The organism is Stenotrophomonas sp. 2201_Sma, from assembly GCF_056486685.1.
Genome location: NZ_CM151329.1, coordinates 309,668 through 335,666 on the forward strand (window position 1 = coordinate 309,668; position 25,999 = coordinate 335,666).

Here is a 25,999-nt window from a genome sequence, read left to right on the forward strand (position 1 = left end):
TGGCCGCGCACCCTGCAGGCGCAGGACGACGACGGCCCCGGCAACCTCCCCGCGGAGATTCCAGGTCGAGTCAGGGGACGGTCGTGTCCCCCGGCCGGGGCCGGTATTCGGGCTGTTGGACGCGGGCCGCAGCCCACCTACTACCTGCCGCTTCCCAGGCGCGAGCCCAGTGCTATTGGCAGGATTCGTTTCCATTCACCGCTGCGGGGCAGCTCCGGAATGGGCGCGCGAAGCGCCTTCACCGGATTCCCGTTTAAATTCATCCCTTCATTCGCATGAAGAGATGAATACCTTCGGCGTGCACAAGGTAGGCCGGTTGGCAGCAATGGTCAAGGCCCGGGATCACACCACCGGGATGTGGCGCCTTTCTCAGGCAGTGAGAGGCCGGCTTGCGATACTGGCAACCGACGGACGGGAGGTGACGTGTGGCGGCGAAGTACTGCGATCTGGTCATGAAAGGTGGCATCACCAGCGGCATCGTGTACCCCAATGCGGTACTGGCGCTGGCGCGCGAGTATCGCTTCAAGAGCATCGGTGGCACCTCGGCAGGCGCCATCGCCGCCGCGGTGGCGGCGGCGGCGGCCTATGGTGATCGCCGCCAGCAGGCGGGCGAGCCGCTGCCCGGCGATGCCGGGTACGGTGGATTGTCGGCGGTGTCGGCGCAGCTGTCGCGGCGCGGGTTCATCTACGGTCTGTTCCAGCCGGCGCGCGGCGCGCGTGCAGCCTATCGGCTGCTGGTGGTGCTGACCGGCAATGCAGGCTGGCCCCGCAAGCTGCTGTGCCTGGCCATCGCCGTGTTCCAGATCGCGCCGCTGGAAGTGCTGGTGTCGCTGGCATTGCTGCTCGCGCTGGGCGCGTGGGGCGGCGGCTGGAGTGGAGTGGCGGCAACCTTGCTGCCGTCCCTGCTGTGCGCCTACGGCGCTGGCGTGGCCGGGGCCGCGCTGCGGGTCGCGCGGGTGGCACGACGCAATCTGCTGGGCCTGTGCAGCGGCCTCGGCAGCGACGCGCGCCGGCCGGCGCTGACGGAATGGTTGCACGGCTGCCTGCAGCAGCTGTCAGGCAAGCCGGCCGATGTGCCGCTCACCTTTGCCGACCTGCACGATGCGCCGCGCTATGCCGACGAGCCGGACAGCCCGCATGCCATCACCCTGCAGATGATCACCACCTGCGTATCGCACAACGAACCCCGCACGCTGCCGCTGGGCGGCGCGCAGTTCTGGTTCCTGCGCGAAGAGTTCGACCAGCTGTTCCCGGCCAGCGTGGTGCAGTGGCTGGTCAACCATGCGGGTCCGCCGCTGGGCGTGGATGGACGACTCTATTACCGCCTGCCGCAGGGGCCGCAGCTGCCGGTACTGGTGGCAACGCGGATGAGCCTGAGTTTCCCGTTGCTGATCAGCGCAGTGCCGCTGCATGAGCCCTCGCGCCGCGAGCGCCGCTGCGAGCCTGGAGCGACCGCCTCCGATCCGGAACACAACGTGGCCGACAGCATGGAGGGGCTGACCAGTGCCGGCCAGGCCTGCGGCCCGGTGATCACCGCCTTCCGGATCTGCTGGTTCTCCGATGGGGGCATCAGCAGCAACTTCCCGATCCATCTGTTCGACGCGGCGCTTCCGCGCTGGCCGACCTTCGCCATCAACCTGGTCTATCCGCAGCATGCGGAGGAGGTCAGCTCCGGCGGCAATGCACGGCAGGCGCTGGAGCGATCGGTGTTCCTGCCCAGCGAAAACCGTCATGGCTGGCAACGCACCTACCAGTCCATCGCCGCACCGGTGGCCGCCGGCGAGCTCGGCCGTTTCCTGTTCGCGGTGGTGGCAACCATGCAGAACTGGCGCGACCTGCTGCAGGCGCGTGCTCCGGGCTATCGCGACCGCATCGTGCACGTGACCCTGCAGGGAGACGAGGGCGGCATGAACCTGGACATGCCGCAGGAGGTGCTGACCCGCATCGCCGACAAGGGCAGCCTGGCCGGTGCACGCTTCTGCGCGTTCTCCTTCGAGAATCACTACTGGATCCGCTGGCGCAACCTGGCCTCGGCCTACCAGCGTTACACGCTGGAAGTGGCGCGTACCGACGATCCCGCGCAGCAGGTGCTGGCCTATCGGGCGGCGTACACGATGGTGGCTGCCGGCGTGCCGTCGCCGCCGTCGTACAAGCTGGGCTCGGAGGACAAGCGGCTGGCGTCACAGCAGTTGTGGGGGCTGATGGTGGAGCAGGGCCGCAGCTGGGAGGATCTCGGCCCGGACCTCACCGACGGCGCACCACGGCCGCTGCCGCAGATGAAGGTGACGCCGATCTACTGACCGCTGCCGCAGCCGATTGAACTGTTCCGGCGGGTGCCGACCTTGGTCGGCACGATCTGATCCCTGCGGTGGCTCATCGCCAGGATTCAACCGTGTCGACCAAGGTCGACACCCACCAGGGCAATGCGTCGTTCTGACAGCTTGCGGAGATCTGTCGAAGGCGGGGTGGGTCCGGTTGCGGGGGCGTGAGCGCCATGGATGGCGCGACCGAGGCTACATGGACGTACTTGCGCCGTCCCCCGCAACCGGACCCGCCCCGCCATCCCACGGAATGCCAGCTTTTGCCGTTGCCGTTGCTTCGGCCTGTGCAGGTGCAGGGCGCAGCCCTGCCGAGCCAACCCTATCGCCCCGGCAGCTGCGCGAACGCGCGCTGCATGCAGTCCTCGCGCGGGCACACCCGGCAACCCGGGCCGATCGACACCGAATTGCCGGGGCTCTGCACATCCAGCCCCAGCGAATACACCAGCCGCTCGGCATGCTGCAGGTCGCAGCCCAGCGCCACTGCGAAGGTCTTGCGTGGTTGGCCGTGACCAACCGGGCCGCTGCTGACCTGCCGGGCCAGCCAGAAGTGGCGCCGCCCATCGGGCATGCGCGCGGTCTGGGTCAGGATGCGGCCGGGCTGGTTGAACGCCTCGTAGACGATCCACAGCGGGCATGAGCCACCCACCTGCGAGAAGTGGAAGTCGGTGGCCGAGTGACGCTTGGAGACGTTGCCGGCGCGGTCCACACGGATGAAGAAGAACGGCAGGCCGGGCGCGCTGCGGCGGGCCAGCGTGCTCAGCCGGTGGCAGACTGCTTCGAAGCCGACACCGAACTGGTGCGCCAGCAGCTCGATGTCGTAGCTGCTGGCTTCGGCCGCACGCAGGAAGCGCAGGTAGGGCATTACCAGGGCCCCGGCGAAATAGTTCGACAGGCCGATGCGCGCCTGCGCGATGCGCGCCTCGTCGCTGAATCCGGCGCGGGCAATCACCGCATCGATCTGCGGCAGGTAGCCATGCAGTGCCAGTTCGGCGGCCATCTGGAAGGCCTGCTGGCCCGGCTCCAGGTAGTCCGGCAGCCACAGCCGGCGGGCACCGGCATCGTAGTGGCGCTTCTCGCGCCCGGCCTGCAAGGCAGTCACTTCCACCAGCACGCCGTGGCGATCGGCCAGCAACTGGCGCAGGCGCGGGGCGACGTGCCCCGGCGACAGTCCCCATTCGGCAAACAACCGCTCGGCCAGCTCATCCAGCTCTGGGATGTGGTTGTGCATGCGGTTGAAGAACTCGCGCACCTGGTCGCCCGCCGGCAGGGTGCTGCCGGCACCGGGTTCGCCCAGCTGGAACTCCAGTGCGGCGGCATGTTCCCGCAACGCCAGGTGGCGGCGATGCAGGTCCAGCAGCGCCCGGCTCACCTGCGGCAGGTTGCCGGCCAGTGCCCGCAGCTCGGTGGCACTGACGTCGGCCAGCCCCAGGTCCCGCAGGGTTTCGGCCAATGATTCCTGCAATGCCGCGGGTTCATCCTCGTCGAACAGGGCGGAAACGTCGCCCAACACCTCCCCCAGCTTCTTCTGCACGGCGGGCGTCAACGGGCGCTTGTTGCGCTCGATCTGGTTCAGGTAGCTGGCAGACAGGCCCAGGGCGCGGGCCAGGTCGATCTGGCTGTAGCCGCGCTGCTCGCGCAGGCGCAGCAGGCGCAGGCCCAGCTGGCGCTGTGAGGACGGCAGATTCACAGAATTAACAGGAATCGTGAGGGGTGTTGGCCAGATTAAGCGGATTCAGGCCGGAAATCGAGGCGGCGGCTGTGAATAATGCCAAGCATCTTTCGCACCCCTGGATGTCGTCATGACTGTTGCAGCGCCCCGTATCCGCATGCTGATCGATGGCCAGTTCGTCGAATCGGCGACCTCCCACTGGCAGGACGTGATCAACCCGGCCACCCAGGACGTGCTGGCCCAGGTCCCGTTCGCCACCACCGCTGAAGTGGACGCTGCCGTGGCCGCCGCCAAGGAAGCGTTCAAGACCTGGCGCAAGACCCCGATCGGCACCCGCGCGCGCATCTTCCTGAAGTACCAGCAGCTGATCCGCGAGAACATGAGCGAGCTGGCGCACATCCTCACCGCCGAACAGGGCAAGACCCTGCCGGATGCCGAAGGCGATGTGTTCCGCGGCCTGGAAGTGGTCGAGCACGCCGCCGCCATCGGCAACCTGCAGCTGGGCGAGCTGGCCAACAACGTGGCCAATGGCGTGGATACCTACACGATCATGCAGCCGCTGGGCGTGTGCGCCGGCATCACCCCGTTCAACTTCCCGGCGATGATTCCGCTGTGGATGTTCCCGATGGCCATCGCCACCGGCAACACCTTCATTCTCAAGCCGTCCGAGCAGGACCCGATGGTCACCATGCGCCTGGTTGAACTGGCGCTGGAAGCCGGCATTCCGAAGGGCGTGCTGAATGTGGTCCACGGTGGCGAGGAAGTGGTCAACGCGATCTGCGACCACCCGGACATCAAGGCGGTCTCCTTCGTGGGTTCCACCCGCGTGGGTACCCACGTGTACAACCGTGCGTCGCTGGCCGGCAAGCGCGTGCAGTGCATGATGGGCGCCAAGAACCACGCCGTGGTGCTGCCGGATGCCAACAAGGAGCAGACCCTCAATGCGATGGTCGGTGCCGCCTTCGGTGCCGCCGGCCAGCGCTGCATGGCGGCCTCTACGCTGGTGCTGGTGGGTGAAGCGCGCGGCTGGGTGCAGGATCTGGTGGCCAAGGCCAAGACCCTGAAGGTCAGCGGTGGCACCGTGTCCGGTACCGATGTCGGCCCGGTGATTTCCTGCAGCGCGCGCGAGCGCGTGGAAGGCCTGATCGCCTCGGGCGTGGAGCAGGGCGCGCAGCTGGTGCTCGACGGCCGCAATCCGCAGGTCGATGGCTTCGAGAAGGGCAACTTCGTCGGCCCGACCATCTTTGCCGGTGTCACCACCGACATGCGCATCTACCAGGAAGAAATCTTCGGGCCGGTGCTGGTGATCCTGGAAGCGGAAACGCTGGAAGACGCCATCGCGATGGTCAACAGCAACCCGAACGGCAACGGCACCGCACTGTTCACCCAGTCCGGCGCCGCCGCGCGCAGGTTCCAGGAAGACATCGACGTCGGCCAGGTCGGCATCAACGTGCCGATCCCGGTGCCGGTGCCGCTGTTCTCCTTCACCGGTTCGCGCGCCTCCAAGCTGGGTGACCTGGGCCCGTACGGCAAGCAGGTGGTGCTGTTCTACACCCAGACCAAGACCGTCACCGCGCGCTGGTTCGATGACGAGACGCTGAGCCACGGCGTCAACACCACGATCAGCCTGAAGTAACGGCAGGAGCAGCCATGAGCCACTCGATGACGACGGAACTGGAAGAAGCGCAGCAGGCCTACCGCGAGGCCGCCCGCGACTTCGCACTGGCCGAACTGGCGCCGCACGCCGCGCGATGGGATGCGGAGGGCATCTTTCCGCGCGAGGCGATCGCCAAGGCCGGTGAACTGGGCTTCTGCGGTCTGTACATGGACCCGGAAGTGGGCGGCAGCGGCCTGAGCCGGCTGGACGCCGCCGTCGTCATCGAGGAGCTCGCCAGCGTCGATCCCTCGACCGCGGCCTACATCAGTATCCACAACATGGCCTCGTGGATGGTGTCCAAGTGGGGTCAGCCGGCACTGCGCGACGCGTGGGGCAACGATCTGGCGGCGGGTATCAAGCTGGCCTCGTACTGCCTGACCGAACCGGGCGCCGGTTCCGATGCCGCCTCGCTGAAAACCACCGCCGTGCGCGATGGCGACCACTTCGTGCTGAACGGCGCCAAGGCCTTCATCTCCGGCGCCGGCGCCACCGAACTGCTGGTGGTGATGGCGCGCACCGGCGGTGCCGGTGCCGGCGGCGTCAGCGCCATCGCGGTGCCGTCGGACCTGCCGGGCATCAGCTTCGGCCGCAAGGAAGAGAAGATGGGCTGGAACAGCCAGCCCACCCGTGGCATCACCTTCGAGAACGTCCGCGTGCCGGTCAGCCACCTTCTGGGAGAGGAAGGCGGTGGCTTCAAGCTGGCGATGAAGGGACTCGATGGCGGCCGCATCAACATCGCCGCCTGTTCGCTGGGTGCCGCGCAGGGCGCGCTGGATGCCGCACGCCGCTACATGGGCGAGCGTCGCCAGTTCGGCAAGGCGCTGGCCGAGTTCCAGGCACTGCAGTTCAAGCTGGCCGACATGGTCACCCAGCTGGTGGCCGCCCGGCAGATGGTGCATACCGCCGCGCGCAAGCTCGATGCCGGCGCCAGCGACGCCAACGTGTGGTGCGCAATGGCCAAGCGCTTCGCCACCGATGCCGGTTTCACTGTCTGCAACGAAGCGCTGCAGATCCACGGCGGCTACGGCTACATCCGCGAATACCCGATCGAACGCCTGCTGCGTGACTGCCGCGTGCACCAGATCCTGGAAGGGACCAACGAGATCATGCGGGTGATCGTTGCCCGTCACCTGCTCAACACCGAAGAGGAACTGCGATGAAGGATTGGCGTACCCAGGAGCACGTGGGCCTGAAGGTCGAGGCCGATGGCCACACCGCCGTGGTCACCCTGCACAACCCGCCGGCCCATACCTGGACCGTGCACAGCCTGTCCGCGCTGCGCGACCTGGTGGCTGCGCTCAATGCGGACCGCGACATCTACGCGCTGGTGATCACCGGTGATGGCGAGAAGTTCTTCTCCGCCGGCGCGGATCTGAACCAGTTCGCCTCCGGCGACAAGGCCGCCGCGCGCGAGGCCGCACGCCGCTTCGGCGAAGCCTTCGAGGCGCTGTCCGGCTTCCGCGGCGTGTCGATCGCCGCAATCAACGGCTATGCGATGGGCGGCGGGCTGGAATGCGCGCTGGCCTGCGATCTGCGCATCATCGAAGACCACGCCCAGGTCGCGCTGCCGGAGGCCACCGTCGGCCTGCTGCCGTGCGCCGGTGGTACCCAGAACCTGCCACGGCTGGTGGGCGAGGGCTGGGCCAAGCGCATGATCCTGCTGGGCGAGCGCATCAATGCCGAGACCGCGCTGCGCATCGGCCTGGCCGAGGAGAAGGTCGGCAAGGGCGAGTCCAAGGCGCTGGCGCTGGAATGGGCGAAGAAGGCCGGCAAGCAGAGCCCGACCAGCATCGCGGCCTGCAAGACGCTGGTGCAGTCCACCCGCACCGGCACCCACGCCTCGGCGCTGGTGGCCGAACGCGAGGCCTTCGTCGATCTGTTCGATACCGCCGACCAGGTCGAGGGCGTGAACGCCTTCCTGGAAAAGCGCGCCGCGCAGTGGAAGAACGCATGACCACGGTCGCCGACGAAGCGCCGGTCCTGTTCGAAGAGCGCGTGGCCGGCAATGGCGCGCGCATCGGCATCGCCACGCTGAACGCGCCGCGCACGCTCAATGGCTTCTCGCTGCCGATGGCGCACCTGCTGTTGAAGCAGCTCAATGCCTGGGCCGACGACGACGGCATCGCGATGGTGGTGCTGCAGGGCGCCGGTGAAAAGGCGTTCTGCGCCGGCGGTGACCTGCACAGCCTGTACCAGAGCATGCGTGCATTCCGCGAGGCCGGCCGCAGCGATATCCGCGACAACGACTACGCGGCCGAGTTCTTCGACGTCGAGTACCGCGTGGATTACCTCATCCACACCTATGCCAAGCCGATCCTGTGCTGGGGCCATGGCATCGTCATGGGAGGGGGCATCGGCCTGATGTCCGGTGCCAGCCACCGCGTGGTCAGCGAGCGCTCCAAGCTCGCGTTCCCGGAGATCACCGTCGGTCTGTTCCCGGACGTGGGTGGCAGCTGGCTGCTGCCGCGCGTGCCGGGCAAGGGTGGCCTGTTCCTGGCCTTGACCGGTGCACTGCTCAACCCGGGCGATGCGATCTATGCCGGCCTGGCCGACGTGCACGTGGCCGAAGCGCGCCGCAGCGATGTGTTCGATGCACTGCTGCAGGTGGCCTGGTCGCGCGACGCCGCGAGCAACCACGAGCGCCTGGGCCACCTGCTGCAATCGTATGCCAGCGATGCCGCGACCGGTCCGCTGCTGGCCAACGCGGCGAAGGTCGACGCACTGTGTGACGGCGATGACCTCGATGCCATCGTCGAAGGCATCGCCCTCCTGCAGACCGAGGATGCCTGGCTGCAGGCCGCCCAGAAGACCCTCGCGGCCGGCGCGCCCGGTTCGGCGCGGCTGGCGTTCGAGCTGCAGCGCCGCAGTGCGGGCCAGGATCTGGCTGCGGTCTACCGCCTGGAATACATCGTCGCCCTGCACTGCGCTGCCCACGGCGATTTCGCCGAAGGCATCCGTGCGCTGCTGATCGACAAGGACCGCACGCCGTCGTGGAACCCGGCCACGCTGGCCGAAGCCAGCGCCCTGTGGGCCGATACGTTCTTCGCTTCGCCCTGGGCCGATGCCGCGCATCCGCTGGCCGACCTGGGTACCCCTGCCGCTGAAAGGAGCCTGGCATGAGCCGCATTGCATTCATTGGGTTGGGCAACATGGGTGGCCCGATGGCCGCCAATCTGGTCAAGAACGGCCACACCGTGCGCGTGTTCGATCTGGTGCCGGCCGCCGTGCAGGCCGCCGTCGACGCCGGTGCCGGTGCCGCGTCGTCAGCACGTGACACCCTGGCCGACGCCGAGGTGGTGATCTCGATGCTGCCGGCCAGTCGCCACGTCGAAGGCCTGTACCTCGGCGATGACGGCATTCTCGCCGCGATTCCGGCCGGCGCGCTGGTCATCGACTGCAGCACGATCGCTCCGGCCAGCGCCCGCAAGGTGTCCGAAGCGGCGGCCGCACGCGGCCTGCAGATGATCGATGCGCCGGTTTCCGGCGGCACGGCCGGTGCCCAGGCCGGCACCCTCACCTTCATCGTCGGTGGTGAGGAGGATGCACTGGAGCGTGCGCGCCCGGTGCTGCAGGCGATGGGCAGGAACATCTTCCACGTTGGCGCCAGTGGTGCCGGCCAGGTGGCCAAGCTGTGCAACAACATGGCGCTGGGCGTGATCATGGCCGTCACCGGCGAGGCCATCGCACTGGGCGTGGCGCACGGTCTGGACCCGAAGGTGCTGTCGCAGATGATGGCGGTGAGCACCGGCCGCAGCTGGGCCACCGAAGTGTGCAATCCGTGGCCGGGCGTGCTGGAGAATGCGCCGGCCTCGCGTGGCTACAGCGGCGGCTTCGGCAGCGACCTGATGCTCAAGGACATGGGCCTGGCAGTGGAAGCGGCGATGAGTGTCGGCGCCTCGATCCCGCTGGGGGAAGTGGCCCGCAACCTGTATTCGATGAATCACCAGGCCGGGCGCGGCAAGCTGGATTTCTCCAGCGTCGTACAGCTCATCACCAGCGAGAAGTAAGCGAATGCGTCCCCGGCCGCGTGCCGGGGCCCACCCGGGGTGGGATGGGCGGATGCCTGGTTTCGACCGGCATCCGCCCATTTTTTTTGCGCTTGGAGCCCCGGGGTCAGAGCCCTTTGCCGTTGCAAAGGGATCCGACCCCGCCTCCATCAGGCGACGATCAGCGTCACGTCGATGTTGCCGCGGGTAGCATTCGAGTACGGGCACACGATGTGCGCCTTCTGCACAAGCGCTTCAACCTGCTCGCGCGGCACGCCCGGCACGTTGATGGTCAGCTCGGCCTCGATGCCGAAGCCGGTCGGGATCTGGCCGATGCCCACCTTGCCGGTCACGGTGGTGTCAGCCGGCAGCGCGACCTTGGCCTGGCCGGCCACGAACTTCAGCGCGCCCAGGAAGCAGGCCGAGTAGCCGGCGGCGAACAGCTGCTCCGGGTTGGTGCCCGGGCCGCCCGCGCCGCCCAGCTCGCGCGGGGTCGACAGCTGGATGTCGAGCACGTTGTCGGAGGAGACGGAACGGCCTTCGCGGCCGCCGGTGGAGGTCGCCTGGGCGGTGTACAGAACCTTTTCGATGGACATCGGGATGCTCCTGGTCAGTGGGTGGTAGTGCGTTGAAGCCTACTTTGCCCGCTTTCCAAGGACGATGGGTGACAGACCGTCTGAGAAATTTGACCGATCGTCCTGCCTGTCTAGATCGTCCATTCCCGATCGGTGGTGAACATGATCGTCAGCCACCGGTCCGGCGAGGCTTCGCCCAGTGCATCGCCGATCTCGTCACGCAGTTGGTCCCACTCCCGCAGGGGCCGCGGCGGATCGTCGGCCGGGACCACGAAGAACAGCTCGATCTGCTCGCCACGTCCCACCTGCGCCACATAGCTGCGGTGTTCGACGAAGCCATGCCTGGCGACGATCGTGCGCGCCACTGCGTCCACGTGGGCCTGCAGCTCCGGCGGAGTCACCAGCAGGATGCCGGCCAATGCCCGCCGCACCGTGCCCAGCGGCGCGATCATCACCAGTACGCAGACGAAGGCGAGGATGGCCGGGTCGATGTACGGCCCGATCCAGTCCCACGCGGTGCCACGCACCAGCGCGCCGCCCAGGAAGGCGACCAGATAACAGGCCGACATGCTGGCCGCGATCATCCAGTTCTTCGCGTCCAGCGCGATGAACTCCGACCCGATGCGGCGGTTGGCGCGCAGCACGAACACGCCCAGCGCTGCCTCGGCCAGCAGGGACAGCGCGGCGAAGATCATCGCCGGCCCCAGCGCGATGTGGCGGCCGCCGGACATCAGCGCGTCCACGGCATTGACCAGTGCATACAGCGCCGCACCGATCATCAGCGTGCCGCTCACGCCCAGCACGATCGGTTCCAGGTGCCAGAAGCCCATTGTGAAGCGCTGGTTGAGGCGCGACTGCAGCGCATCGGTATTGGTCGACAGCGCGATCAGGCGCGCGACCAGCAGCGACAGCCAGGTCATCACCACATCGATCAGCCCGTAGATGCCATCGAAGATGATGAGCGAGGAATTGGCCAGCAGGCCGAACACCACCGCAGTCAGCGCCAGCAGCAACGCACCGGCAATCGACAGGCGCAGCACCCCCTGTTCGGTGGTGGGGTCGAAGAAGTGGGGGCGATCGGTAGCCATGACCCGATTGTAGAGCGGAGCCATGCGCTGTCCGGTGCGCGGATTCGCCGCGGCGAGGGTCTGGTACGTACCGTCGGGTCCTGACCCGCGGGTGGATAGGGCGGGCGCTGCGGGCGAATCCGCCGATCGGCTGATCTCCGGTGCCATTCAGCCACCCGGTGTAAACTATTGATCTCACTGGCAATGCCAGTCTCCACGATCAACGCCCCGATGACGTCCGCCACCGCCCGTTACGCCGAATCCCTGCGCCTGTCCGTCGCCCCGATGATGGACTGGACGGACCGCCATTGCCGCGTGTTCCATCGCGTGCTGGCTCCCGGGGCGCGGCTGTACACGGAGATGGTGCACGCCAACGCGGTCATCCATGGTGACCGCGAGCGCCTGCTCGGCTTCGACCGCAGCGAACAGCCGCTGGCCCTGCAGCTGGGTGGCAGCGATCCGGCCCTGCTGGCGCAGGCCGCGCGCATCGCCGCGGACTGGGGCTACGACGAGGTCAACCTCAACTGCGGCTGCCCGTCCGATCGCGTGCAGGCCGGCCGCTTCGGTGCCTGCCTGATGCGCGAGCCGGTGCTGGTGGCCGAATGCGTGGCCGCGATGGTCGATGCGGTCGACATCCCGGTGACCGTGAAGTGCCGTCTGGGCGTGGATGAGGACAACGAGTACGAGGCGTTCGCCAGCTTCGTCGATCGCCAGGTCGCTGCCGGTGCAGCAATGGTGGTGGTGCACGCGCGCAATGCCTGGCTGAAGGGCCTGTCGCCCAAGGAGAACCGTGAGGTTCCGCCGCTGAAGTACGACTGGGCCTACCGCCTGAAGCAGGAGCGGCCCGCGCTGCCGGTGGTGCTCAATGGCGGCCTGGCCAGCCTCGAAGCCGTGCAGGCCCAGGCCGGTCATGTCGATGGCGTGATGCTGGGCCGGGCCGCGTACCACGATCCCTATCTGCTGCATCAGCTGGAAGCGCTGCACACCGGTACGCCGCTGCGGTCGCGCGCGGACCTGCTGCGCGCGCTGCGCCCGTATGTCGAGGCCCGTCTGGGCGAGGGCATGGCCCTGAAGCACATCACCCGTCACCTGCTCGGCCTGTTCCATGGGCAGCCCGGTGGGCGCGCGTTCCGCCAGGTATTGAGCGAGGGTGCGCACCGTCCAGGCGCCGACTGGACATTGGTCGAACAGGCCCTTGCCGTCACCGAGCGCGACGCTGACCGTGCCGCTGCGTGACGTTCGTCACATTCCTGACTTGACAACGCCGGCCGATTCGTCCCGAATGTTCACTTAGATGAACAAACCTGCGGTTCGCCCGGAAAAGTTCAGATCGGATTCACTGCCCCAAACCAAGAATTTGCAAAGGAATTGTAAAGACCGGGTCCCGCACCCGGTTCCCGGATTTACGACTTTTGAACGAATCGCCGTGCTCGGCTAGGATCGCATCGATGTCTTCCGCTCCCCTCCATTGCCGCATTGCCCTGGCCACCTGCGTGGTGCTGGCGGCTGCGCCGCTGTCGTCGGCAATGGCACAGCAGCCCCCGCGTGCGGAACACGGCCGGGCGGAGATGATGGAGCGGAGCGAGCGGGGTGGCCGTGGCGACGAGCGCTCGCTGTCCGATGCCGTGCGCCGCGTGCAGCGCACCACCGGTGGCCACATCCTGGGCGCCGAACGGGTGCCGTTCGATGGTCGTGACATCAACCGGGTCAAGTACATGGACGACCGGGGCCGGGTCCGCTACATGGACGACCCCGCCCCGTCGCAGCCGCGCACGCCGCGGTCGGATATGTCTTCACTACGCGGCGATAACCCCTGAACAGGGATAGTTGTCGCTATCAACCCGTACCCCACTGGCCTCCGGGCCACACCCAGGACACTAGGGAGAGTTCATGCGTATCCTTCTGGTCGAAGACGAAGCCCCGCTGCGTGAGACCCTGGCAGCCCGGCTCAAGCGCGAAGGCTTTGCCGTCGATGCTGCGCAGGACGGCGAGGAAGGCCTCTACATGGGGCGCGAAGTCCCGTTCGACGTCGGCATCATCGACCTCGGCCTGCCCAAGATGTCGGGCATGGAGCTGATCAAGGCTCTGCGTGACGAGGGCAAGAAGTTCCCGGTGCTGATCCTGACCGCGCGGTCGAGCTGGCAGGACAAGGTCGAGGGCCTGAAGCAGGGCGCCGACGATTACCTGGTCAAGCCGTTCCACGTCGAAGAGCTGCTGGCCCGCGTCAACGCGCTCCTGCGCCGCGCCGCCGGCTGGAGCAAGCCGACGCTGGAATGCGGCCCGGTCGCCTTGGATCTTGCCGCGCAGACGGTCAGCGTTTCCGGCAGCAATGTCGACCTGACCAGCTACGAGTACAAGGTGCTGGAGTACCTGATGATGCATGCCGGTGAACTGGTCTCCAAGGCCGACCTCACCGAGCACATCTACCAGCAGGACTTCGACCGCGACTCGAACGTGCTGGAAGTGTTCATCGGCCGCCTGCGCAAGAAGCTGGACCCGGACGGTGAACTGAAGCCGATCGAGACCGTGCGCGGCCGCGGCTACCGTTTCGCGATCCCGCGCAACGAGGGCTGAGCCGGCTCACCCTGGCGATTGCACGATGTCCGGCCGTCTGTGGTTCTTCCGACGCTGGCGGCCGCGCTCCCTGCAGGCGCGCCAGCTGTTCGCCGCGTCCGTGGGCTTGGTCGCATTCCTGGCCCTGGCCGGTTACGCGCTCGACGCCGCCTTCGCCGATACGGCGAAGGCCAACCTGCGTGAGCGCCTGAAGAACTACGCCACCGCCTATGCGGCCGGCATCGACTTCACCCGCGATCGTTCGCTGTACATCCGCGAGCAGCCACCGGACCCGCGCTTCGACGTGCCCGGCAGCGGTCTCTACCTGCAGGTGGTGATGCCGGACGGCAAGGGCAATTCGATGTCGGCCGAAGGCCCGATGCTGCCCACCGTCGGCGGCGGCCTGCTTGCGCCACGCCAGGAGGTATTCGAAGGCCCGCTGCCGATGATCCAGATCGACGGCAGCCAGGGTTCGGTGTACCGCTACGGCCTGGGCCTGGTGTGGGACGCCGATGCCGATCCCGCCACCGAGTTCCCGTACACCATCTACGTGATGGAAGACTCGCGCGCGCTCGGTGCGCAGCTGCGGGTGTTCCGCAGCCGTGTCTGGTTCTACCTGGGTGGCATCGGCCTGATCCTGCTGCTGCTGCAGACCGTCATCCTGCAGTGGAGCCTGCGTCCGCTGCGTCGCGTGATCACCGAGCTGACCAAGGTGCAGCGCGGCGAGACCGAGCGCATGAGCGAGCGCCACCCACGCGAGCTGGAACCGCTGACCGACAGCATCAATGCCTTCATCGAAAGTGAGCGCGAGAACCTCGAACGCCAGCGCAATACCCTGGCGGATCTTGCGCACAGCCTGAAAACGCCGATCGCGGTGCTGCGCACGCAGATGGACAGCGGTGCCGGTGATGGCGCGCTGCGCGAAGAGCTGGACGTGCAGCTGCAACGCATGAACAACCTGGTGTCCTATCAGCTGGCGCGCGCTGCGTCGTCGGGCCACAAGCTGTTCTCCGCACCGTTGCCGATCGAGTCCAACGCCGAAGAGATCGTGCGGGGCCTGGAAAAGGTCTATGCGGCCAAGGGCGTGCTGTGCGAGTTCGACATCGATCCGGCCGCGCGCTTCCATGGCGAGCCGGGTGACCTGCAGGAACTGCTGGGCAATCTGCTGGAAAACGCCTTCAAGTGGGCCAAGCGCCGTGTCCTGCTGACCGCGCAGCCCCTGCCGGCACCGAATGCACGCCGCGCCGGCCTGCTGCTGGCCGTGGACGACGACGGCCCGGGCATCGCGCCGGAGGATATCGGCAAGGTGCTGCAGCGTGGCGTACGTGGCGACGAACGCGTGCAGGGCCACGGCATCGGCCTGTCGATCGTGCAGGACCTGATCAAGGATTACCGCGGCGAACTGGCGGTCGGCCGTTCCAGCGAACTGGAAGGCGCCCGCTTCGAAGTGCGTCTGCCGCCGGGCCCGTAGGGCGGGCCTGCTTCGATCCACCGGTCAACGCGAATGCAGGCAGCGCCGGGCCACGCCCGGCGAACCGATGACATGACTCAGCCGCCCAGCGCCGGTGGTTCACCATAGAAGCGCCGCAGATGCGCGGCGACATCGGGCAGCGCTTCGGCAAGCACGTCCGGAGCGGAGAAGTGGTACTCGCTGGCGACCGCGAAGAACTCCTCCGGTGCTTTGGCGGCATACGGGTCGATCAGCGTCTCCTGGCCGGCATCCACCTGCGCGCAGAACGCATCGTAGGACTGCTGGAAGACAGCAGCCCACTCACGTTGCCAAGCACGCGGCAGCGGCGGTGTGCCGTCCATCGCGCCGTCAAGCGCATCGAGCTTGTGCACCATCTCGTGCACGGCCACGCAGTAGCCCTCGTGCGGTGCGGCCAGATCGGCCTGCACGTCGGCCCAGGACAGGATCAACGGCCCGCTGTCCCACGATTCGCCGATCAGCTCGTCGTCCCATTCGTGCAGCACGCCCGCCGCATCCATGTGGCTGCGATGCACGCGGAATGCGTCGGGGTACACGATCAGCTGCGACCAGCCCTGCAGCCCCACCTCGCCGAACTCGAGCAGTGGCAGGCAGCACAGGGCCGCCAGCAGCACGCCGTCGGCGGCCTGCAGCTGCAGGTTGCCGATCGGGGTGATGGTCTTCTCATGCAGGAAGCGCGCCGCCAGCGTGCGCAGCCGGGCGCGTCGTTCGTCGGAAAGCCCCTGCAGCCATGCCGCACGGCGGCAGGCCTCATCCCAGTATGCGTCTTCGATCGGCCGCGGTGCGGGCCGCAGCCACTGCAGCAACGACTTGATCAGCGGAACATTCCCGGCAGGTAGCTGTGCCACTTCGGCGCGCGCAGCCGCTGCAGCATGTCCTCATCGCTGCCGCCACCGCCGGTGCTGGTCGCGCTGCTGGCCGCCGGGCGTGCCGGAGCAGGCTTGGCCGTGGTGGTCGATGCCGTCGGTGCGCGCTGCGAGGCGGCATCGCCGTTGGAGGACACACAGGCGCCGCGGCTGTCATCCAGTGCTGCTGTGGCCGACGCCGCGAAGGGCATCGTCAGCAGGATCAGGCAATGGGCATAACGGCGCATTGACGACATCCACGTTAAGGGAAGGTGAGTTCCCGATTCTAGCCCGAACCCGGCACCGGATTGGAAGCCCGCTGCCGGCCCCGTGGCGGGCGTCGCTGGCGGCTTTCCCGCATAATTTCGTCCTGACTTCGTGGAAGCTGCCGTGGACGATCGCCAATTGCTGGCCAAACTCGCTGCCGGTCGCCTGTCCGGCGACGCCCTGGCCCGTGAGCTGGGTCAGACCCGGGCGGCAATTTGGAAGCGCATTCAAGGGCTTAGGGCCGCAGGTGTCGATATCGAGGGCCGTGCCGGCGAAGGCTATGGCCTGACCCGCCCGGTCGAGCTGCTGGACCCGGCGGCCATCCGTGCCGCCCTGCCGGCCGATGCCCTGTCCCTGCTGCATGACTTGCAGGTGGCCTGGACGGTGGATTCCACCAATGCCGAATTGCTGCGGTGCAGCGCGCCCCAGCGCGGGGTCAGCGTCCTGCTGGCCGAACGCCAGACCGGAGGGCGGGGGCGGCGCGGCCGCACCTGGGCCTCGCCGCTGGCGGCCCATGTCTATCTGTCGGTACTGCGCCTGTTCTCCGGGGGCCTTGGCCGGCTGGCGGGGCTGAGCCTGGTTGCCGGCATCGCCGTGGCCGAAGCGCTGCACGATCTGGGTTTCACCCAGGCGCAGCTGAAGTGGCCGAATGATCTGATCGTCGATGGCCGTCGCAAGCTGGTCGGCCTGCTCGCCGAGGGCGGCGGCGAATACGCCGGTCCGGCTCGCGCGGTGATCGGCATCGGCATCAACACGCACATGCCGCCCTCGTTCGCCGAGCAGATCACCCAGCCCTGGGTGGATCTGGACACACTGGCCGGCGCGCCGGTCGACCGCAACATCGTCGTCGCCGCCGTGCTCGCACGGCTGCTGCCGGCGCTGGAGGAATTCGATCGCGAAGGGCTGGCCCCGTTCCTGCCGCGCTACGCCGCCTTCGACATGCTGGCCGGCCGCGAGGTGCGCGTCGAGCTGGAGGGGCAGTGGCAGCACGGCACCGCACTGGGCCTGGCCGATGACGGCGCGCTGCGCGTGAGCATCGACGGCTGCGAGCGCCGCCTGCATGCCGGCGAAGTCACGGTGAGGGCGGCATGAGCGACTGGTTGTTCGACCTGGGCAATTCGCGCTTCAAGTTCGCGCCGTTGCAGGGGGATCGCGCGGGCGACGTACAGGCCTGGGCGCATGGCGCCGAAGGCATGGCCGGGCAGCCGCCGCACAGCCTGCCCAGCGGCGCGACGGCGTTCGTCGCCAGCGTGGCCGCACCTTCGCTGACCAGCGCCATGCTGGACCAGCTGCAGCGGCGCTTCGACCACGTGCATGTGGTGCGCACCAGCGCCGAATGCGCAGGCGTGCGCATCGCCTACGCGCGCCCGGAGAAGTTCGGCGTGGATCGCTTCCTTGCCCTGCTGGCCGCCGCCAAGGCGCAGCGCCCGGTGCTGGTGGTGGGCGTGGGCACGGCGCTCACCATCGACCTGCTCGATGCCCGTGGCCAGCATCACGGCGGCCGCATCGCCGCATCACCCACCACCATGCGCGAAGCACTGCATGCGCGCGCCGTGCAGCTGCCCGCCAGTGGCGGCGATTACAGCGAGTTTGCCAATGACACCGCCGACGCACTCGCCTCCGGTTGCGATGGTGCTGCGGTGGCGCTGGTCGAGCGCAGTGCGCAGCAGGCGCAGGCACTGCTGGGTGTGATGCCGTCGCTGCTGGTGCACGGTGGCGGCGCGCCCGCGCTGATGCCATTGCTGGACGGCGCCGACTACCACCCCTCGCTGGTGCTGGACGGCCTCGCCCGCTGGGCGGTGCACCAGCCTGCAGGCTAGTATCCGCGCATGCTCACCCGTGCCCTGATCGTCGTCCTGGCCATCCTCAATCTTGGCGTTGCCTGCTGGTGGCTGCTGCGCGATGCGTCGCAGAAGCCTGCGCCGCCACCGCGGCCGGCCGGCGTGGCCGAACTGCGCTGGGTGCCCGGCGGCACCGATGCGGCGGTGGCCGCGCAGGCATCGTCGGAGGCACCGGCGCCAGCACTGGTGGAGCGCGACCCCGCAGCGGCGACCGCCGTGGCGTCCACTCCTGCCCCTGCCGCGCCGGCCAAGCCGCAAGCCGAGCCGGCCAAGGCGCCGGGTGTGGAAGCAACCTCCAGCCCGACGCCAGCGCCGGCGCCGGTCGCACCGCCGGTCGCGCAGGCGCCTGCCGTCAGCGAGCCGCCGCGCTGCATCGCGTTGGGTCCGTTCGCCGATCGTGCCGCCGCCAGCGCGGCGCAGGGCCGGGCCGGCGCACTGCTCAGCCAGGCGCGCCTGCGCGAGCAGCCGGCCGCCAGCGGCAGTGCCCGCTACCGCGTGCTGCTGCCGGCCGCCGCCAGCCGCGAAGAGGCGCAGGCCACGGTCAAGCGCATCGTCGCTGCGGGCCTGGGCGACTACTACATCATCAGCCAGGGTGAGGACGCCAACGCCGTGGCGCTGGGCCAGTACCGCAACCGCGAAGGCGCCGAGCGGCGTATCGCTGCGGTGCAGGCCGCCGGCTTCCAGCCGCGCCTGGTAGCCAGCGGTGATGCCGGCCAGTGGTGGCTGGACGGGCAGCTGGCCGGCACCGCACAGCCTGCGCAGGTACAGCAGCGCAGCGGCGCCGCCCGGCAACAGTCGCTGGAATGCGCGCGACTGCGCTAGAATCCCCCCACTGCGGCGCTGCCGCCGGTGCGTCACCCATGCCGCTTTAGCTCAGTTGGTAGAGCAACTGTCTTGTAAACAGTAGGTCATCCGTTCGATTCGGATAAGCGGCACCATCCCGCAGTCGCTCGCTTCCGCAGCGTTCTTTCTCCTGTGGCAAATTGCAGCGCGTTTGCCAGGCGCCGGAGTCATACGCATGGCTGTCAAAAAGAAGAGTGAACTCGAAGCATTTGACGTGGCCACGCATCTCCGTACGCCTGAAGAAATGGCCGCCTATCTCGATGCCTGCATCGTCGAAAGCAATGGCGATTCGGCCTTCACTGCCAAGACACTGGGCGATATCGCACGTGCCCTGTCGGGCGCTGTCCGGCGAGCGGAGTCCTGATTTCGCGACCGCTGCCTGAGCGGCACGCGCTCGCGCACACGATCTCCCGAAGGCGGCATGCTCAGCCCGGAATGCGGGCGATCACCTTGATCTCGAAGTCGAATCCGGCAAGCCAGTTGACGCCCACCGCCGTCCAGTTGGGATAGGGCTTCTCGGGAAACACCTCGCTCTTTACGGTCATGACGGTCCCGAACTGGTTCTGCGGGTCCGTATGGAAGGTGGTCACGTCGACGATGTCGTCAAGCCCGCAACCACCGGCCTTCAGGGTTGCCTCCAGGTTCGCGAAGGCCAGGCGGACCTGCGCCTCGAAGTCGGGCTCGGGTGTCCCGTCGCTGCGGCTGCCCACCTGGCCGGACACGAACAGCAGGTCACCCGACTGGATCGCAGCCGAATAGGTCTGCGAGGTGTACAGGTCCTGCCGGCCGGCCGGGAAAACGGCATTGCGCTTGCTCATGGGATTCTCCAGAAGGGGATCGATGAGCCCCAAGGTAGTCCTCGGCATTGGCTGGATAAACGCCTATAAAGCGCCATCACTATTTGCCGAATCAAAACAATCGGCGGGCGTGGCGGCGCGGCTCATGCCGCGTGCAACTGCAGCTCCACATACTCCGCCAGCCCCCGGCAGGCCAGCAGCAGGCCTTCGCGCGCGCCGTCGCCGATGTCGTCCTTCTCGGCGCCATCCACACGCACGCGCTCGGCGGCGTGGAATACCTCCAGCAGCGTGATCAGGCCGGCGGCGGCGCGGTCGGTACGCGCACGGGTCACGCCCTGGCCTGGGCTGGGCACGGGGCCCTTCCACGGTTGACCATCGGCGGCGTCGCCGCTGCGGATGCGCTGCAGGCAGCCGACCAGCGTGATCGGCTCGGGCAGATCAACGGCAGCGGAAAGCGCAGCTTCCAGAGGCTCGGCCAGTTCGCGGGGCAGGTGCTCGGCGGCATCGCCCAGGGTGGCAAGCAGATAGGGGTAACGGGGTGCGGTCATGGGACATCCTCATGCGGGACAGAGGCGCCACCCGCAGAGGGTGGCGGACGATGCGTGGTTCCAATACCGGAGTCGATGAACCGGCGGGCACAAGGCCCCCACGCACCGCCCGCCGTAGATCGGCAGACGGATTGCCAGCCGGCGCCACCCCGAGACAGGTGGCGCCGACTGACAAGCGTAAACAACATCGACTTCCGGGATTGGAGCCCGGGCCACCCGTTGTCGGTGGCGATTCATCATGCGCACGCGCAAACACCGCCCGCCAGTCATTCTTTCCAATGACTTCGTGCGATTCGAAAGAAAAAATGAATTATCGCTTTTGACCTGTTTCGCGCGATGTAAAGGCAAAAGCGACATCCTGCGCGATGCCTTCGCACTGGCGGATTCCAGTGATTCCCACGCACGGCAATGGACGCGACATACGCGAAGTAAAGCTGGCTTAACCGGTGCGGCAGACCGAGCCAGCACGATGCTAACGACAAATGCCGGCAAGCGCAGCCCGGATCCTGATGCTCCTCACGGATCGGCACTGCGGCCGACGTCATACTGCCGCTATCCGCCCAGCCTGGGTTTCCCTGGAATCCGCTCATGCGTCGTCATGGCCTGTCGCTCACCGTCGCACTGTTCACCACCGCATTCGCGGCTCCCGTCATGGCGGGTGTTCCCTTCTTCAACGCCCGCTGCCCGGGCGGGATCGATGTGCACGCAGACGAAGGCGGCCCGGTCTACGTACAGGGGCGCGAGGCCACGCTGCAGCGCTTCAACGACCGCTACTTCGAGGCGCGCGATGCACAGAGCGGCGTGACCCTGTCGGTCAGTACGAATGACGAGGGCACCCCCCAGGTCAGCTACACCGGCCACGGCGGCGCCAACGGGGTGTGCCAGGTCAGCAGCGGGGGTGTGCCTTCGCCATCCCGGCCAAAGGCGCCCAGTCGTGCCGATTCCGACACAGCGTTGCCGCGCGAGGTGACCTGCGAGTCCACCGATCAACGCCAGGTGTCGTGCGACATGGATACCCGTGGCACTGTGGAGATCGCGCGCCAGCTCAGCCACACGCGCTGCGAGCAGGGCCAGAACTGGGGTCTTTCGCGTCACTCGGTCTGGGTCAACGGCGGTTGCCGTGCGGTGTTCCGGAACGTCTCGATGTCGGCATCGGGCGCGCCTGCGGGCGATACCGCGCTGGGCGCCTGCAACATGAGCAAGGCCGCGCAGGGCACGCTGGTGACCCAGGTGCCGGTGGGGAGCGACTACCAGGAACTGATCATCGATTATCCCGATGGCCGCTTCCTGTGCATGATGCGCAACAACGGCCAGGTGCAGACCCTGACACCGATTCGCCACCGCTGACCGCGTCTGCCTGCTGCACCGCCGCGAGTCGTGTCACACAGCTCTGGCTAGACTGTGCTTCTTTTTCCGTTGCAGGAGGCACCCATGGCCCATCCCATTTCCGTCTCGTTGATCGGCGTCCCCACCGATGTCGGGGCCGGCCATCGGGGCGCGCGGCTGGGGCCGGAAGCGCTGCGCGTGGCGGGCCTGCCGGAGGCGCTGGCGGCGCGCGGTGTGGATGTGCGTGATCTGGGCAATCTGGACGGCCCGCGCAACCCGTGGACCGCGCCGGTCGAAGGCTACCGCCATCTGGACGAGGTGGTGGCCTGGAACCATGCTCTGATGGAGGCCAGCTATGCCGAGCTGCAGGCCGGGCGCATGCCGATCATGCTCGGGGGCGACCATTGCCTGGGCATCGGCTCCATCACCGCAGTGGCCCGCTGGTGCCGCGAGCAGGGCAAGACCCTGCGCGTGCTGTGGCTGGATGCACACTCGGACTTCAACACCAGTGATGTCACGCCGTCGGGCAACATCCACGGCATGCCGGTGGCCTGCCTGTGCGGGTTGGGGCCGGAGGCACTGACCCGTCTGGGCGGCAGCGCGCCGGCAATCACGCCCGCCCAGGTGCACCAGATCGGCATCCGCTCGGTGGACCCGGAAGAGAAGCGCCTGATCAAGACCCACAAGGTCGATGTCTACGACATGCGCTACATCGACGAGAACGGCATGAAGCGCACCGTGGAGGCCGCGCTGGCCGGAATCGATGGCAGCACTCATCTGCATGTCAGCTTCGATGTCGACTTCCTCGACCCGAGCATCGCACCGGGCGTCGGCACCACCGTGCCGGGCGGGGTGAACTACCGCGAAGCGCAGCTGGTGATGGAGATGATCGCCGACAGCGGGCGCATGGGGTCGCTGGATATCGTCGAGCTCAATCCGCTGCTGGACAAGCAGAACGCCACCGCCGAACTGGCCGTGGACCTGGTCGAGAGCCTGTTCGGCAAATCCACGCTGATGCGCGATTGAGGGCATCCCTGAACGGAACGCCGATCCGTTCACACCCGCTGCACGCCGCAGCCGCCAGATTGCACCTCACGCGGCGGCGGTGGCTTCGGCCCCTGCCTGCCGAGCGACAGAACCCCATCCGCGTTGTAGCGGTGAAGCGGCGAACCCAAGGAGAAGCCCATGAAGCGCGTAGTTGCCCTGATGCTGTTGTCGATGTTCTCGGTGGCCATGCTGGCCGGCTGCAACACCGTTGCCGGTGCCGGCAAGGACGTGCAGAAGGCCGGTGAAAAGGTCGAGGATGCCGCCAAGGGCAACTAAGCCCGACGCGGTGTGGAACAGAAAAAGGCCGGGATCTTCCCGGCCTTTTTCGTGCGTGTGTGCTGCCGTGTTGTTGCCATCGCGTGTGGCGATGGAGTGAACCATTCAAGCACGTGAGCATGTGTTTCATGAGCGGTTGACCGCCTTTCAACAGCGGATGCGGGAAGCTGCAGTCACGGTAAGAACGCCGTTGCAACCAAGGATTTCCAGCAATGAACAAAGACATCATTTCCGGCAAGTGGTCGCAGCTGAAGGGCAAGGCCCAGGCCAAGTGGGGCGATCTGACCAACGACGATTTCGATGTGGCCGAGGGCAATGCCGAATATCTGGCCGGCCGCCTGCAGGAACGGTATGGCTGGGCCAAGGACCGCGCCGAGAAGGAAGTCCGTGACTTCGAAGACAGCGTGCGCAAGGACTACCCGGACTACAAGTAAGCAGCCGGCGGTAAGCGGTTCCCCCACGTCGACGCCCGCACCCTCTGGTGCGGGCGTCGTGCTGTCAGGGACTCAACGTGTCGGCGGATCCGGCACGTAGCGGTTCGGAAACGCCTGCGGCTCGCGCGGCAGGCGCGAAGGCGGGTCGAGCACGATGCCGCGTGCGCGCAGCGCGCGTGCGCTGTCGTAACGCAGCTGCACGACCTGTGCCGGCGTGCGGCTGGCCCGTTCGAATGCGGTATCACGCACCGAGGAGCGTTCGCGCGCGCCGTGACCGGTGCCCAGCGACGGTGCCTGCGACCGCGTTGAGTAGCCGTCCATGCGGCTGGCGCTGGCGTCCGCCGCGGCTTCCGCAGTGGCCGGTGCCGGGGCACCACGGCGCAGCAGCGGCTCCGGGCGGAGTGGCCAGCGACGGGCTTCCTCGAACACCGCCGCGCCGATCACCCCGATGTTGTCCGCACGGCCGGTACGGCTGGCATAGCTGCCACTGGGGCTGCTGAAGACGAACTGCGCCACTTCATCCTGGCTCTTGCGCCAGCCGGTGATGTCGGCGCGCTGGCCGGGGTTGAGCACATAGCCGGTCTGCGACGGGTCGGCATCTTCGCCGGAGATGGCATTGATGCCATCCACCGAGAGCACCACCAGTACCCGCCGCGGGCTGTCGTTGTACAGGCGTACCGCATAGCGATGGCCACGCTCGCCCGCCACCCAGCGCTGTCCATCGGCCGCATGGCTGCGCAGTTCGGTGCCGCGGTCGCGGTCGATCAGGGTCATCCGCACAGGGCCATCCTGCGGCATCGGCGGTGGCGGCGGAACCGGGCGGAAGCCGGCCAGGGGCAGGATCAGCAGCAGGGGCAGCAGGCGTTTCATGTGGGAACTCCGGTGGGCTCGGGTGAATGAACGACCCGCAGGCCCTGACGGGGTTGGCCGTGGGCACGGTAAACTGGTTCCGTTCATCGAAGGTTTCCCCACGCAGTCATGACGACCCGAGTCCTTACCGGCATCACCCCCTCCGGCACCCCCCATCTGGGCAACTACGTTGGCGCCATCCGTCCGGCCATCGCGGCCAGCCGCACCCCGGGGATCGAGAGCTTCTTCTTCCTGGCCGACCTGCACAGCCTGATCAAGGCGCAGGATCCGCAGCGCACCCAGCGCGCGACCCTGGAGATCGCAGCCAGCTGGCTGGCCTGCGGCCTGGATCCGGAACACGTCTGGTTCTACCGCCAGAGCGACATCCGCGAAACCACCGAACTGATGTGGTTCCTGACCGCGATCGCCAGCAAGGGCATCCTCAATCGTGCCCATGCCTACAAGGCAGCGGTGGACAAGAACCGCGAGGAAGGCCTGGACGAGGATGCCGGCGTCAGCGCCGGGCTGTTCATGTACCCGGTGCTGATGGCTGCCGACATCCTGATCTTCAAGGCCAACCAGGTGCCGGTCGGTCGTGACCAGATCCAGCACATCGAGATGGCCCGCGACTTCGCCCAGCGCTTCAATCACGTCTACGGCAGGGAATACTTCCCGCTGCCGGAGGTGGTGATCGATGAGCAGGTGGCCACGCTGGCCGGCCTCGACGGCCGCAAGATGAGCAAGAGCTACCACAACACCATTCCGCTGTTCGCGCCGCGCGAGGAGCTGAAGAAGCTGGTGTTCTCGATCCTGACCGACTCGCGCGCACCGGGTGAGCCCAAGGACACCGAGGGCTCGGCGCTGTTCCAGATGTACCAGGCCTTCGCCACCCAGGAGCAGACCGCTGCTTTCGCCCGGGCATTCGCTGAGGGCATCAGCTGGGGCGATGCCAAGCAGCAGTTGTTCGAGCGCATCGACGGTGAGCTGTCGCCGCTGCGCGAGCGTTACAACGCGCTGATGGCCGAGCCGGAAAAGATCGAGGCGCTGCTGAAGCGCCGTGGCCAGCAGCTGCGCGAGACGTTCGCGATGCCGCTGCTGGATGAGCTGCGGCACGCCGTGGGGTTGCGCGACCTGTCCACCGCCGGCGACATCGCCAGCGAGGATGCCGGCGCTGCCCGCGTGGCGCCGCCGCAGTTCAAGCAGTACCGCGAGAAGGATGGTCGCTTCTACTTCAAGCTGACCGCCGGCGACGGCACGCTGCTGATGCAGAGCATTGGTTTTGATTCGCCGCGCGATGCCGGCCAGCTGATCGCCGTGATCAAGCAGGCCGAGCAGGGTGACGCGCTGCAGAGCGAGCTGTTCAAGCTGGAGGCGGAGGTTGACGCGGTCCTGGCGGCACTGGCCGCGCTGCGCGAAGATGCCTGAGCGGACGATGCTGTAACGCCGGGCCCATGCCCGGCGGCGCTACCTGATGCACCCCGCCGGGCATGGCCCGGCGCTACCGGTGGATCTGGAGCCGGGCATGGCTTGGCGCTACCGGTGGATCTGGAGCCGGGCATGGCCCGGCGCTACCGATGGATGTGGAGCCGGGCATCGGGCCCGGCGCTAT

At 67.6% G+C, this 25,999-nt stretch carries 27 protein-coding genes, 1 tRNA gene and 1 riboswitch; of the genes, 20 read left to right on the forward strand and 8 right to left on the reverse strand.

Annotated features, from left to right (window positions below):
- Positions 1-81 precede the first annotated feature (81 nt).
- Positions 82-311, reverse strand: a riboswitch (cobalamin riboswitch).
- Between the two features lie 141 nt (positions 312-452).
- Positions 453-2,300, forward strand: coding sequence for a patatin-like phospholipase family protein (locus tag ACZLIF_RS01340; RefSeq protein ID WP_164972340.1), 1,848 nt, complete (start codon positions 453-455; stop codon positions 2,298-2,300).
- A 340-nt stretch (positions 2,301-2,640) separates the two neighbouring features.
- Here ACZLIF_RS01340 and ACZLIF_RS01345 read toward each other — a convergent pair whose 3' ends face one another.
- The gene (locus ACZLIF_RS01345) at positions 2,641-4,002 is read right to left on the reverse strand and encodes a helix-turn-helix domain-containing protein (protein ID WP_219631758.1); all 1,362 of its coding nucleotides are present in this window, start codon (positions 4,000-4,002) and stop codon (positions 2,641-2,643) included.
- 118 nt (positions 4,003-4,120) lie between these two features.
- On the opposite strand from ACZLIF_RS01345, the gene ACZLIF_RS01350 reads away from it, so the two are divergent.
- From ACZLIF_RS01350 to mmsB, 5 genes are read left to right on the forward strand one after another with little or no spacing between them, the layout of a single operon-like run.
- Positions 4,121-5,626, forward strand: a complete 1,506-nt coding sequence (locus ACZLIF_RS01350; RefSeq protein WP_053520140.1) for a CoA-acylating methylmalonate-semialdehyde dehydrogenase — start codon at positions 4,121-4,123, stop codon at positions 5,624-5,626.
- A gap of 26 nt (positions 5,627-5,652) precedes the next feature.
- Positions 5,653-6,807, forward strand: coding sequence for an acyl-CoA dehydrogenase family protein (locus tag ACZLIF_RS01355; RefSeq protein ID WP_440210885.1), 1,155 nt, complete (start codon positions 5,653-5,655; stop codon positions 6,805-6,807).
- The gene (locus ACZLIF_RS01360; protein WP_053520138.1) at positions 6,804-7,601 is read left to right on the forward strand and encodes an enoyl-CoA hydratase; all 798 of its coding nucleotides are present in this window, start codon (positions 6,804-6,806) and stop codon (positions 7,599-7,601) included. The genes ACZLIF_RS01355 and ACZLIF_RS01360 overlap by 4 nt, the downstream gene beginning before the upstream one ends.
- The gene (locus ACZLIF_RS01365) at positions 7,598-8,767 is read left to right on the forward strand and encodes an enoyl-CoA hydratase/isomerase family protein (RefSeq protein ID WP_128987912.1); all 1,170 of its coding nucleotides are present in this window, start codon (positions 7,598-7,600) and stop codon (positions 8,765-8,767) included. The genes ACZLIF_RS01360 and ACZLIF_RS01365 overlap by 4 nt, the downstream gene beginning before the upstream one ends.
- Positions 8,764-9,654: a 3-hydroxyisobutyrate dehydrogenase gene (mmsB, locus tag ACZLIF_RS01370; RefSeq protein WP_065174196.1), complete on the forward strand. Its 891-nt coding sequence runs from the start codon at positions 8,764-8,766 to the stop codon at positions 9,652-9,654. The genes ACZLIF_RS01365 and mmsB overlap by 4 nt, the downstream gene beginning before the upstream one ends.
- Positions 9,655-9,803: 149 nt before the next feature.
- On the opposite strand, the gene ACZLIF_RS01375 is transcribed toward mmsB, so the two are convergent.
- Positions 9,804-10,229 carry an organic hydroperoxide resistance protein gene (locus ACZLIF_RS01375; protein WP_049464150.1) on the reverse strand — a complete coding sequence of 142 codons (426 nt, stop codon included), beginning with the start codon at positions 10,227-10,229 and terminating at the stop codon, positions 9,804-9,806.
- A 110-nt stretch (positions 10,230-10,339) separates the two neighbouring features.
- Positions 10,340-11,320, reverse strand: a complete 981-nt coding sequence (locus tag ACZLIF_RS01380; RefSeq protein WP_053520135.1) for a cation diffusion facilitator family transporter — start codon at positions 11,318-11,320, stop codon at positions 10,340-10,342.
- Positions 11,321-11,479: 159 nt separating this feature from the next.
- Here ACZLIF_RS01380 and dusA point away from each other — a divergent pair, with 159 nt between their 5' ends.
- From dusA to ACZLIF_RS01400, 4 genes are all read left to right on the forward strand, one after another.
- The gene (dusA, locus tag ACZLIF_RS01385) at positions 11,480-12,511 is read left to right on the forward strand and encodes a tRNA dihydrouridine(20/20a) synthase DusA (protein ID WP_128987911.1); all 1,032 of its coding nucleotides are present in this window, start codon (positions 11,480-11,482) and stop codon (positions 12,509-12,511) included.
- A gap of 212 nt (positions 12,512-12,723) precedes the next feature.
- Positions 12,724-13,092 (forward strand): hypothetical protein, encoded by a 369-nt coding sequence (locus tag ACZLIF_RS01390; protein ID WP_128987910.1) that lies wholly within the window; start codon positions 12,724-12,726, stop codon positions 13,090-13,092.
- Positions 13,093-13,165: 73 nt separating this feature from the next.
- Positions 13,166-13,849, forward strand: coding sequence for a response regulator transcription factor (locus tag ACZLIF_RS01395; protein WP_053520384.1), 684 nt, complete (start codon positions 13,166-13,168; stop codon positions 13,847-13,849).
- 25 nt (positions 13,850-13,874) lie between these two features.
- On the forward strand, positions 13,875-15,299 hold the full coding sequence (locus ACZLIF_RS01400; protein WP_128987909.1) for an ATP-binding protein: 1,425 nt from the start codon (positions 13,875-13,877) through the stop codon (positions 15,297-15,299).
- A 77-nt stretch (positions 15,300-15,376) separates the two neighbouring features.
- On the opposite strand, the gene ACZLIF_RS01405 is transcribed toward ACZLIF_RS01400, so the two are convergent.
- Positions 15,377-16,165, reverse strand: a complete 789-nt coding sequence (locus tag ACZLIF_RS01405) for a M90 family metallopeptidase (protein ID WP_128987908.1) — start codon at positions 16,163-16,165, stop codon at positions 15,377-15,379.
- Positions 16,132-16,410 carry a hypothetical protein gene (locus ACZLIF_RS01410; RefSeq protein WP_053520154.1) on the reverse strand — a complete coding sequence of 93 codons (279 nt, stop codon included), beginning with the start codon at positions 16,408-16,410 and terminating at the stop codon, positions 16,132-16,134. The genes ACZLIF_RS01405 and ACZLIF_RS01410 overlap by 34 nt, the downstream gene beginning before the upstream one ends.
- A gap of 142 nt (positions 16,411-16,552) precedes the next feature.
- Here ACZLIF_RS01410 and birA point away from each other — a divergent pair, with 142 nt between their 5' ends.
- The 5 genes from birA to ACZLIF_RS01435 all read left to right on the forward strand — a co-directional run bounded on the left by birA (position 16,553) and on the right by ACZLIF_RS01435 (position 19,477).
- Positions 16,553-17,521: a bifunctional biotin--[acetyl-CoA-carboxylase] ligase/biotin operon repressor BirA gene (birA, locus tag ACZLIF_RS01415; RefSeq protein ID WP_065174203.1), complete on the forward strand. Its 969-nt coding sequence runs from the start codon at positions 16,553-16,555 to the stop codon at positions 17,519-17,521.
- Positions 17,518-18,249: a type III pantothenate kinase gene (locus tag ACZLIF_RS01420; RefSeq protein ID WP_053520152.1), complete on the forward strand. Its 732-nt coding sequence runs from the start codon at positions 17,518-17,520 to the stop codon at positions 18,247-18,249. Before birA ends, ACZLIF_RS01420 begins: the two co-directional genes overlap by 4 nt.
- A gap of 9 nt (positions 18,250-18,258) precedes the next feature.
- Complete coding sequence (locus ACZLIF_RS01425) at positions 18,259-19,092, forward strand: SPOR domain-containing protein (protein WP_128987907.1); 834 nt, start codon at positions 18,259-18,261, stop codon at positions 19,090-19,092.
- A gap of 40 nt (positions 19,093-19,132) precedes the next feature.
- Positions 19,133-19,208 (forward strand) — tRNA-Thr (locus ACZLIF_RS01430).
- Positions 19,209-19,288: 80 nt separating this feature from the next.
- Complete coding sequence (locus ACZLIF_RS01435) at positions 19,289-19,477, forward strand: helix-turn-helix domain-containing transcriptional regulator (RefSeq protein WP_227255247.1); 189 nt, start codon at positions 19,289-19,291, stop codon at positions 19,475-19,477.
- A gap of 61 nt (positions 19,478-19,538) precedes the next feature.
- Here the strand turns inward: ACZLIF_RS01435 and ACZLIF_RS01440 are convergent, their stop codons facing one another.
- A complete protein-coding gene (locus tag ACZLIF_RS01440; RefSeq protein WP_053520150.1) occupies positions 19,539-19,931 on the reverse strand; it encodes a RidA family protein in 393 nt (130 codons plus the stop codon).
- Positions 19,932-20,053: 122 nt separating this feature from the next.
- Positions 20,054-20,458: a hypothetical protein gene (locus ACZLIF_RS01445; RefSeq protein ID WP_065174206.1), complete on the reverse strand. Its 405-nt coding sequence runs from the start codon at positions 20,456-20,458 to the stop codon at positions 20,054-20,056.
- A gap of 588 nt (positions 20,459-21,046) precedes the next feature.
- On the opposite strand from ACZLIF_RS01445, the gene ACZLIF_RS01450 reads away from it, so the two are divergent.
- From ACZLIF_RS01450 to ACZLIF_RS01465, 4 genes are all read left to right on the forward strand, one after another.
- A complete protein-coding gene (locus ACZLIF_RS01450) occupies positions 21,047-21,805 on the forward strand; it encodes a DUF3011 domain-containing protein (protein ID WP_128987906.1) in 759 nt (252 codons plus the stop codon).
- Between the two features lie 84 nt (positions 21,806-21,889).
- Entirely contained in the window at positions 21,890-22,810 is a 921-nt protein-coding gene (gene rocF / locus ACZLIF_RS01455; RefSeq protein ID WP_128987905.1) for an arginase, read from the forward strand.
- Between the two features lie 159 nt (positions 22,811-22,969).
- On the forward strand, positions 22,970-23,107 hold the full coding sequence (locus tag ACZLIF_RS01460) for an entericidin A/B family lipoprotein (protein WP_053520147.1): 138 nt from the start codon (positions 22,970-22,972) through the stop codon (positions 23,105-23,107).
- 212 nt (positions 23,108-23,319) lie between these two features.
- Positions 23,320-23,541, forward strand: a complete 222-nt coding sequence (locus tag ACZLIF_RS01465; protein ID WP_019661831.1) for a CsbD family protein — start codon at positions 23,320-23,322, stop codon at positions 23,539-23,541.
- A gap of 72 nt (positions 23,542-23,613) precedes the next feature.
- Here ACZLIF_RS01465 and ACZLIF_RS01470 read toward each other — a convergent pair whose 3' ends face one another.
- The gene (locus tag ACZLIF_RS01470; RefSeq protein WP_128987904.1) at positions 23,614-24,411 is read right to left on the reverse strand and encodes a hypothetical protein; all 798 of its coding nucleotides are present in this window, start codon (positions 24,409-24,411) and stop codon (positions 23,614-23,616) included.
- Positions 24,412-24,519: 108 nt separating this feature from the next.
- On the opposite strand from ACZLIF_RS01470, the gene ACZLIF_RS01475 reads away from it, so the two are divergent.
- The gene (locus tag ACZLIF_RS01475; protein ID WP_128987903.1) at positions 24,520-25,815 is read left to right on the forward strand and encodes a tryptophan--tRNA ligase; all 1,296 of its coding nucleotides are present in this window, start codon (positions 24,520-24,522) and stop codon (positions 25,813-25,815) included.
- Positions 25,816-25,999 lie beyond the last annotated feature (184 nt).

What these genes read in the sequence shown, in the direction of transcription:
- ACZLIF_RS01340 (WP_164972340.1), top strand. Translation starts at nt 453, where the DNA reads ATGAAAGGTGGCATCACCAGCGGCATCGTGTACCCCAATGCGGTACTG.
- ACZLIF_RS01440 (WP_053520150.1), bottom strand. Translation starts at nt 19,931, where the DNA reads ATGAGCAAGCGCAATGCCGTTTTCCCGGCCGGCCGGCAGGACCTGTAC.
- ACZLIF_RS01435 (WP_227255247.1), top strand. Translation starts at nt 19,289, where the DNA reads ATGGCTGTCAAAAAGAAGAGTGAACTCGAAGCATTTGACGTGGCCACG.
- ACZLIF_RS01425 (WP_128987907.1), top strand. Translation starts at nt 18,259, where the DNA reads ATGCTCACCCGTGCCCTGATCGTCGTCCTGGCCATCCTCAATCTTGGC.
- rocF (WP_128987905.1), top strand. Translation starts at nt 21,890, where the DNA reads ATGGCCCATCCCATTTCCGTCTCGTTGATCGGCGTCCCCACCGATGTC.
- ACZLIF_RS01365 (WP_128987912.1), top strand. Translation starts at nt 7,598, where the DNA reads ATGACCACGGTCGCCGACGAAGCGCCGGTCCTGTTCGAAGAGCGCGTG.
- ACZLIF_RS01475 (WP_128987903.1), top strand. Translation starts at nt 24,520, where the DNA reads ATGACGACCCGAGTCCTTACCGGCATCACCCCCTCCGGCACCCCCCAT.
- ACZLIF_RS01355 (WP_440210885.1), top strand. Translation starts at nt 5,653, where the DNA reads ATGACGACGGAACTGGAAGAAGCGCAGCAGGCCTACCGCGAGGCCGCC.
- ACZLIF_RS01350 (WP_053520140.1), top strand. Translation starts at nt 4,121, where the DNA reads ATGACTGTTGCAGCGCCCCGTATCCGCATGCTGATCGATGGCCAGTTC.
- ACZLIF_RS01380 (WP_053520135.1), bottom strand. Translation starts at nt 11,320, where the DNA reads ATGGCTCCGCTCTACAATCGGGTCATGGCTACCGATCGCCCCCACTTC.
- ACZLIF_RS01360 (WP_053520138.1), top strand. Translation starts at nt 6,804, where the DNA reads ATGAAGGATTGGCGTACCCAGGAGCACGTGGGCCTGAAGGTCGAGGCC.
- ACZLIF_RS01470 (WP_128987904.1), bottom strand. Translation starts at nt 24,411, where the DNA reads ATGAAACGCCTGCTGCCCCTGCTGCTGATCCTGCCCCTGGCCGGCTTC.
- ACZLIF_RS01390 (WP_128987910.1), top strand. Translation starts at nt 12,724, where the DNA reads ATGTCTTCCGCTCCCCTCCATTGCCGCATTGCCCTGGCCACCTGCGTG.
- ACZLIF_RS01410 (WP_053520154.1), bottom strand. Translation starts at nt 16,410, where the DNA reads ATGCGCCGTTATGCCCATTGCCTGATCCTGCTGACGATGCCCTTCGCG.
- ACZLIF_RS01375 (WP_049464150.1), bottom strand. Translation starts at nt 10,229, where the DNA reads ATGTCCATCGAAAAGGTTCTGTACACCGCCCAGGCGACCTCCACCGGC.
- mmsB (WP_065174196.1), top strand. Translation starts at nt 8,764, where the DNA reads ATGAGCCGCATTGCATTCATTGGGTTGGGCAACATGGGTGGCCCGATG.
- ACZLIF_RS01450 (WP_128987906.1), top strand. Translation starts at nt 21,047, where the DNA reads ATGCGTCGTCATGGCCTGTCGCTCACCGTCGCACTGTTCACCACCGCA.
- ACZLIF_RS01420 (WP_053520152.1), top strand. Translation starts at nt 17,518, where the DNA reads ATGAGCGACTGGTTGTTCGACCTGGGCAATTCGCGCTTCAAGTTCGCG.
- dusA (WP_128987911.1), top strand. Translation starts at nt 11,480, where the DNA reads ATGCCAGTCTCCACGATCAACGCCCCGATGACGTCCGCCACCGCCCGT.
- ACZLIF_RS01400 (WP_128987909.1), top strand. Translation starts at nt 13,875, where the DNA reads ATGTCCGGCCGTCTGTGGTTCTTCCGACGCTGGCGGCCGCGCTCCCTG.
- ACZLIF_RS01395 (WP_053520384.1), top strand. Translation starts at nt 13,166, where the DNA reads ATGCGTATCCTTCTGGTCGAAGACGAAGCCCCGCTGCGTGAGACCCTG.
- ACZLIF_RS01445 (WP_065174206.1), bottom strand. Translation starts at nt 20,458, where the DNA reads ATGACCGCACCCCGTTACCCCTATCTGCTTGCCACCCTGGGCGATGCC.
- ACZLIF_RS01465 (WP_019661831.1), top strand. Translation starts at nt 23,320, where the DNA reads ATGAACAAAGACATCATTTCCGGCAAGTGGTCGCAGCTGAAGGGCAAG.
- ACZLIF_RS01460 (WP_053520147.1), top strand. Translation starts at nt 22,970, where the DNA reads ATGAAGCGCGTAGTTGCCCTGATGCTGTTGTCGATGTTCTCGGTGGCC.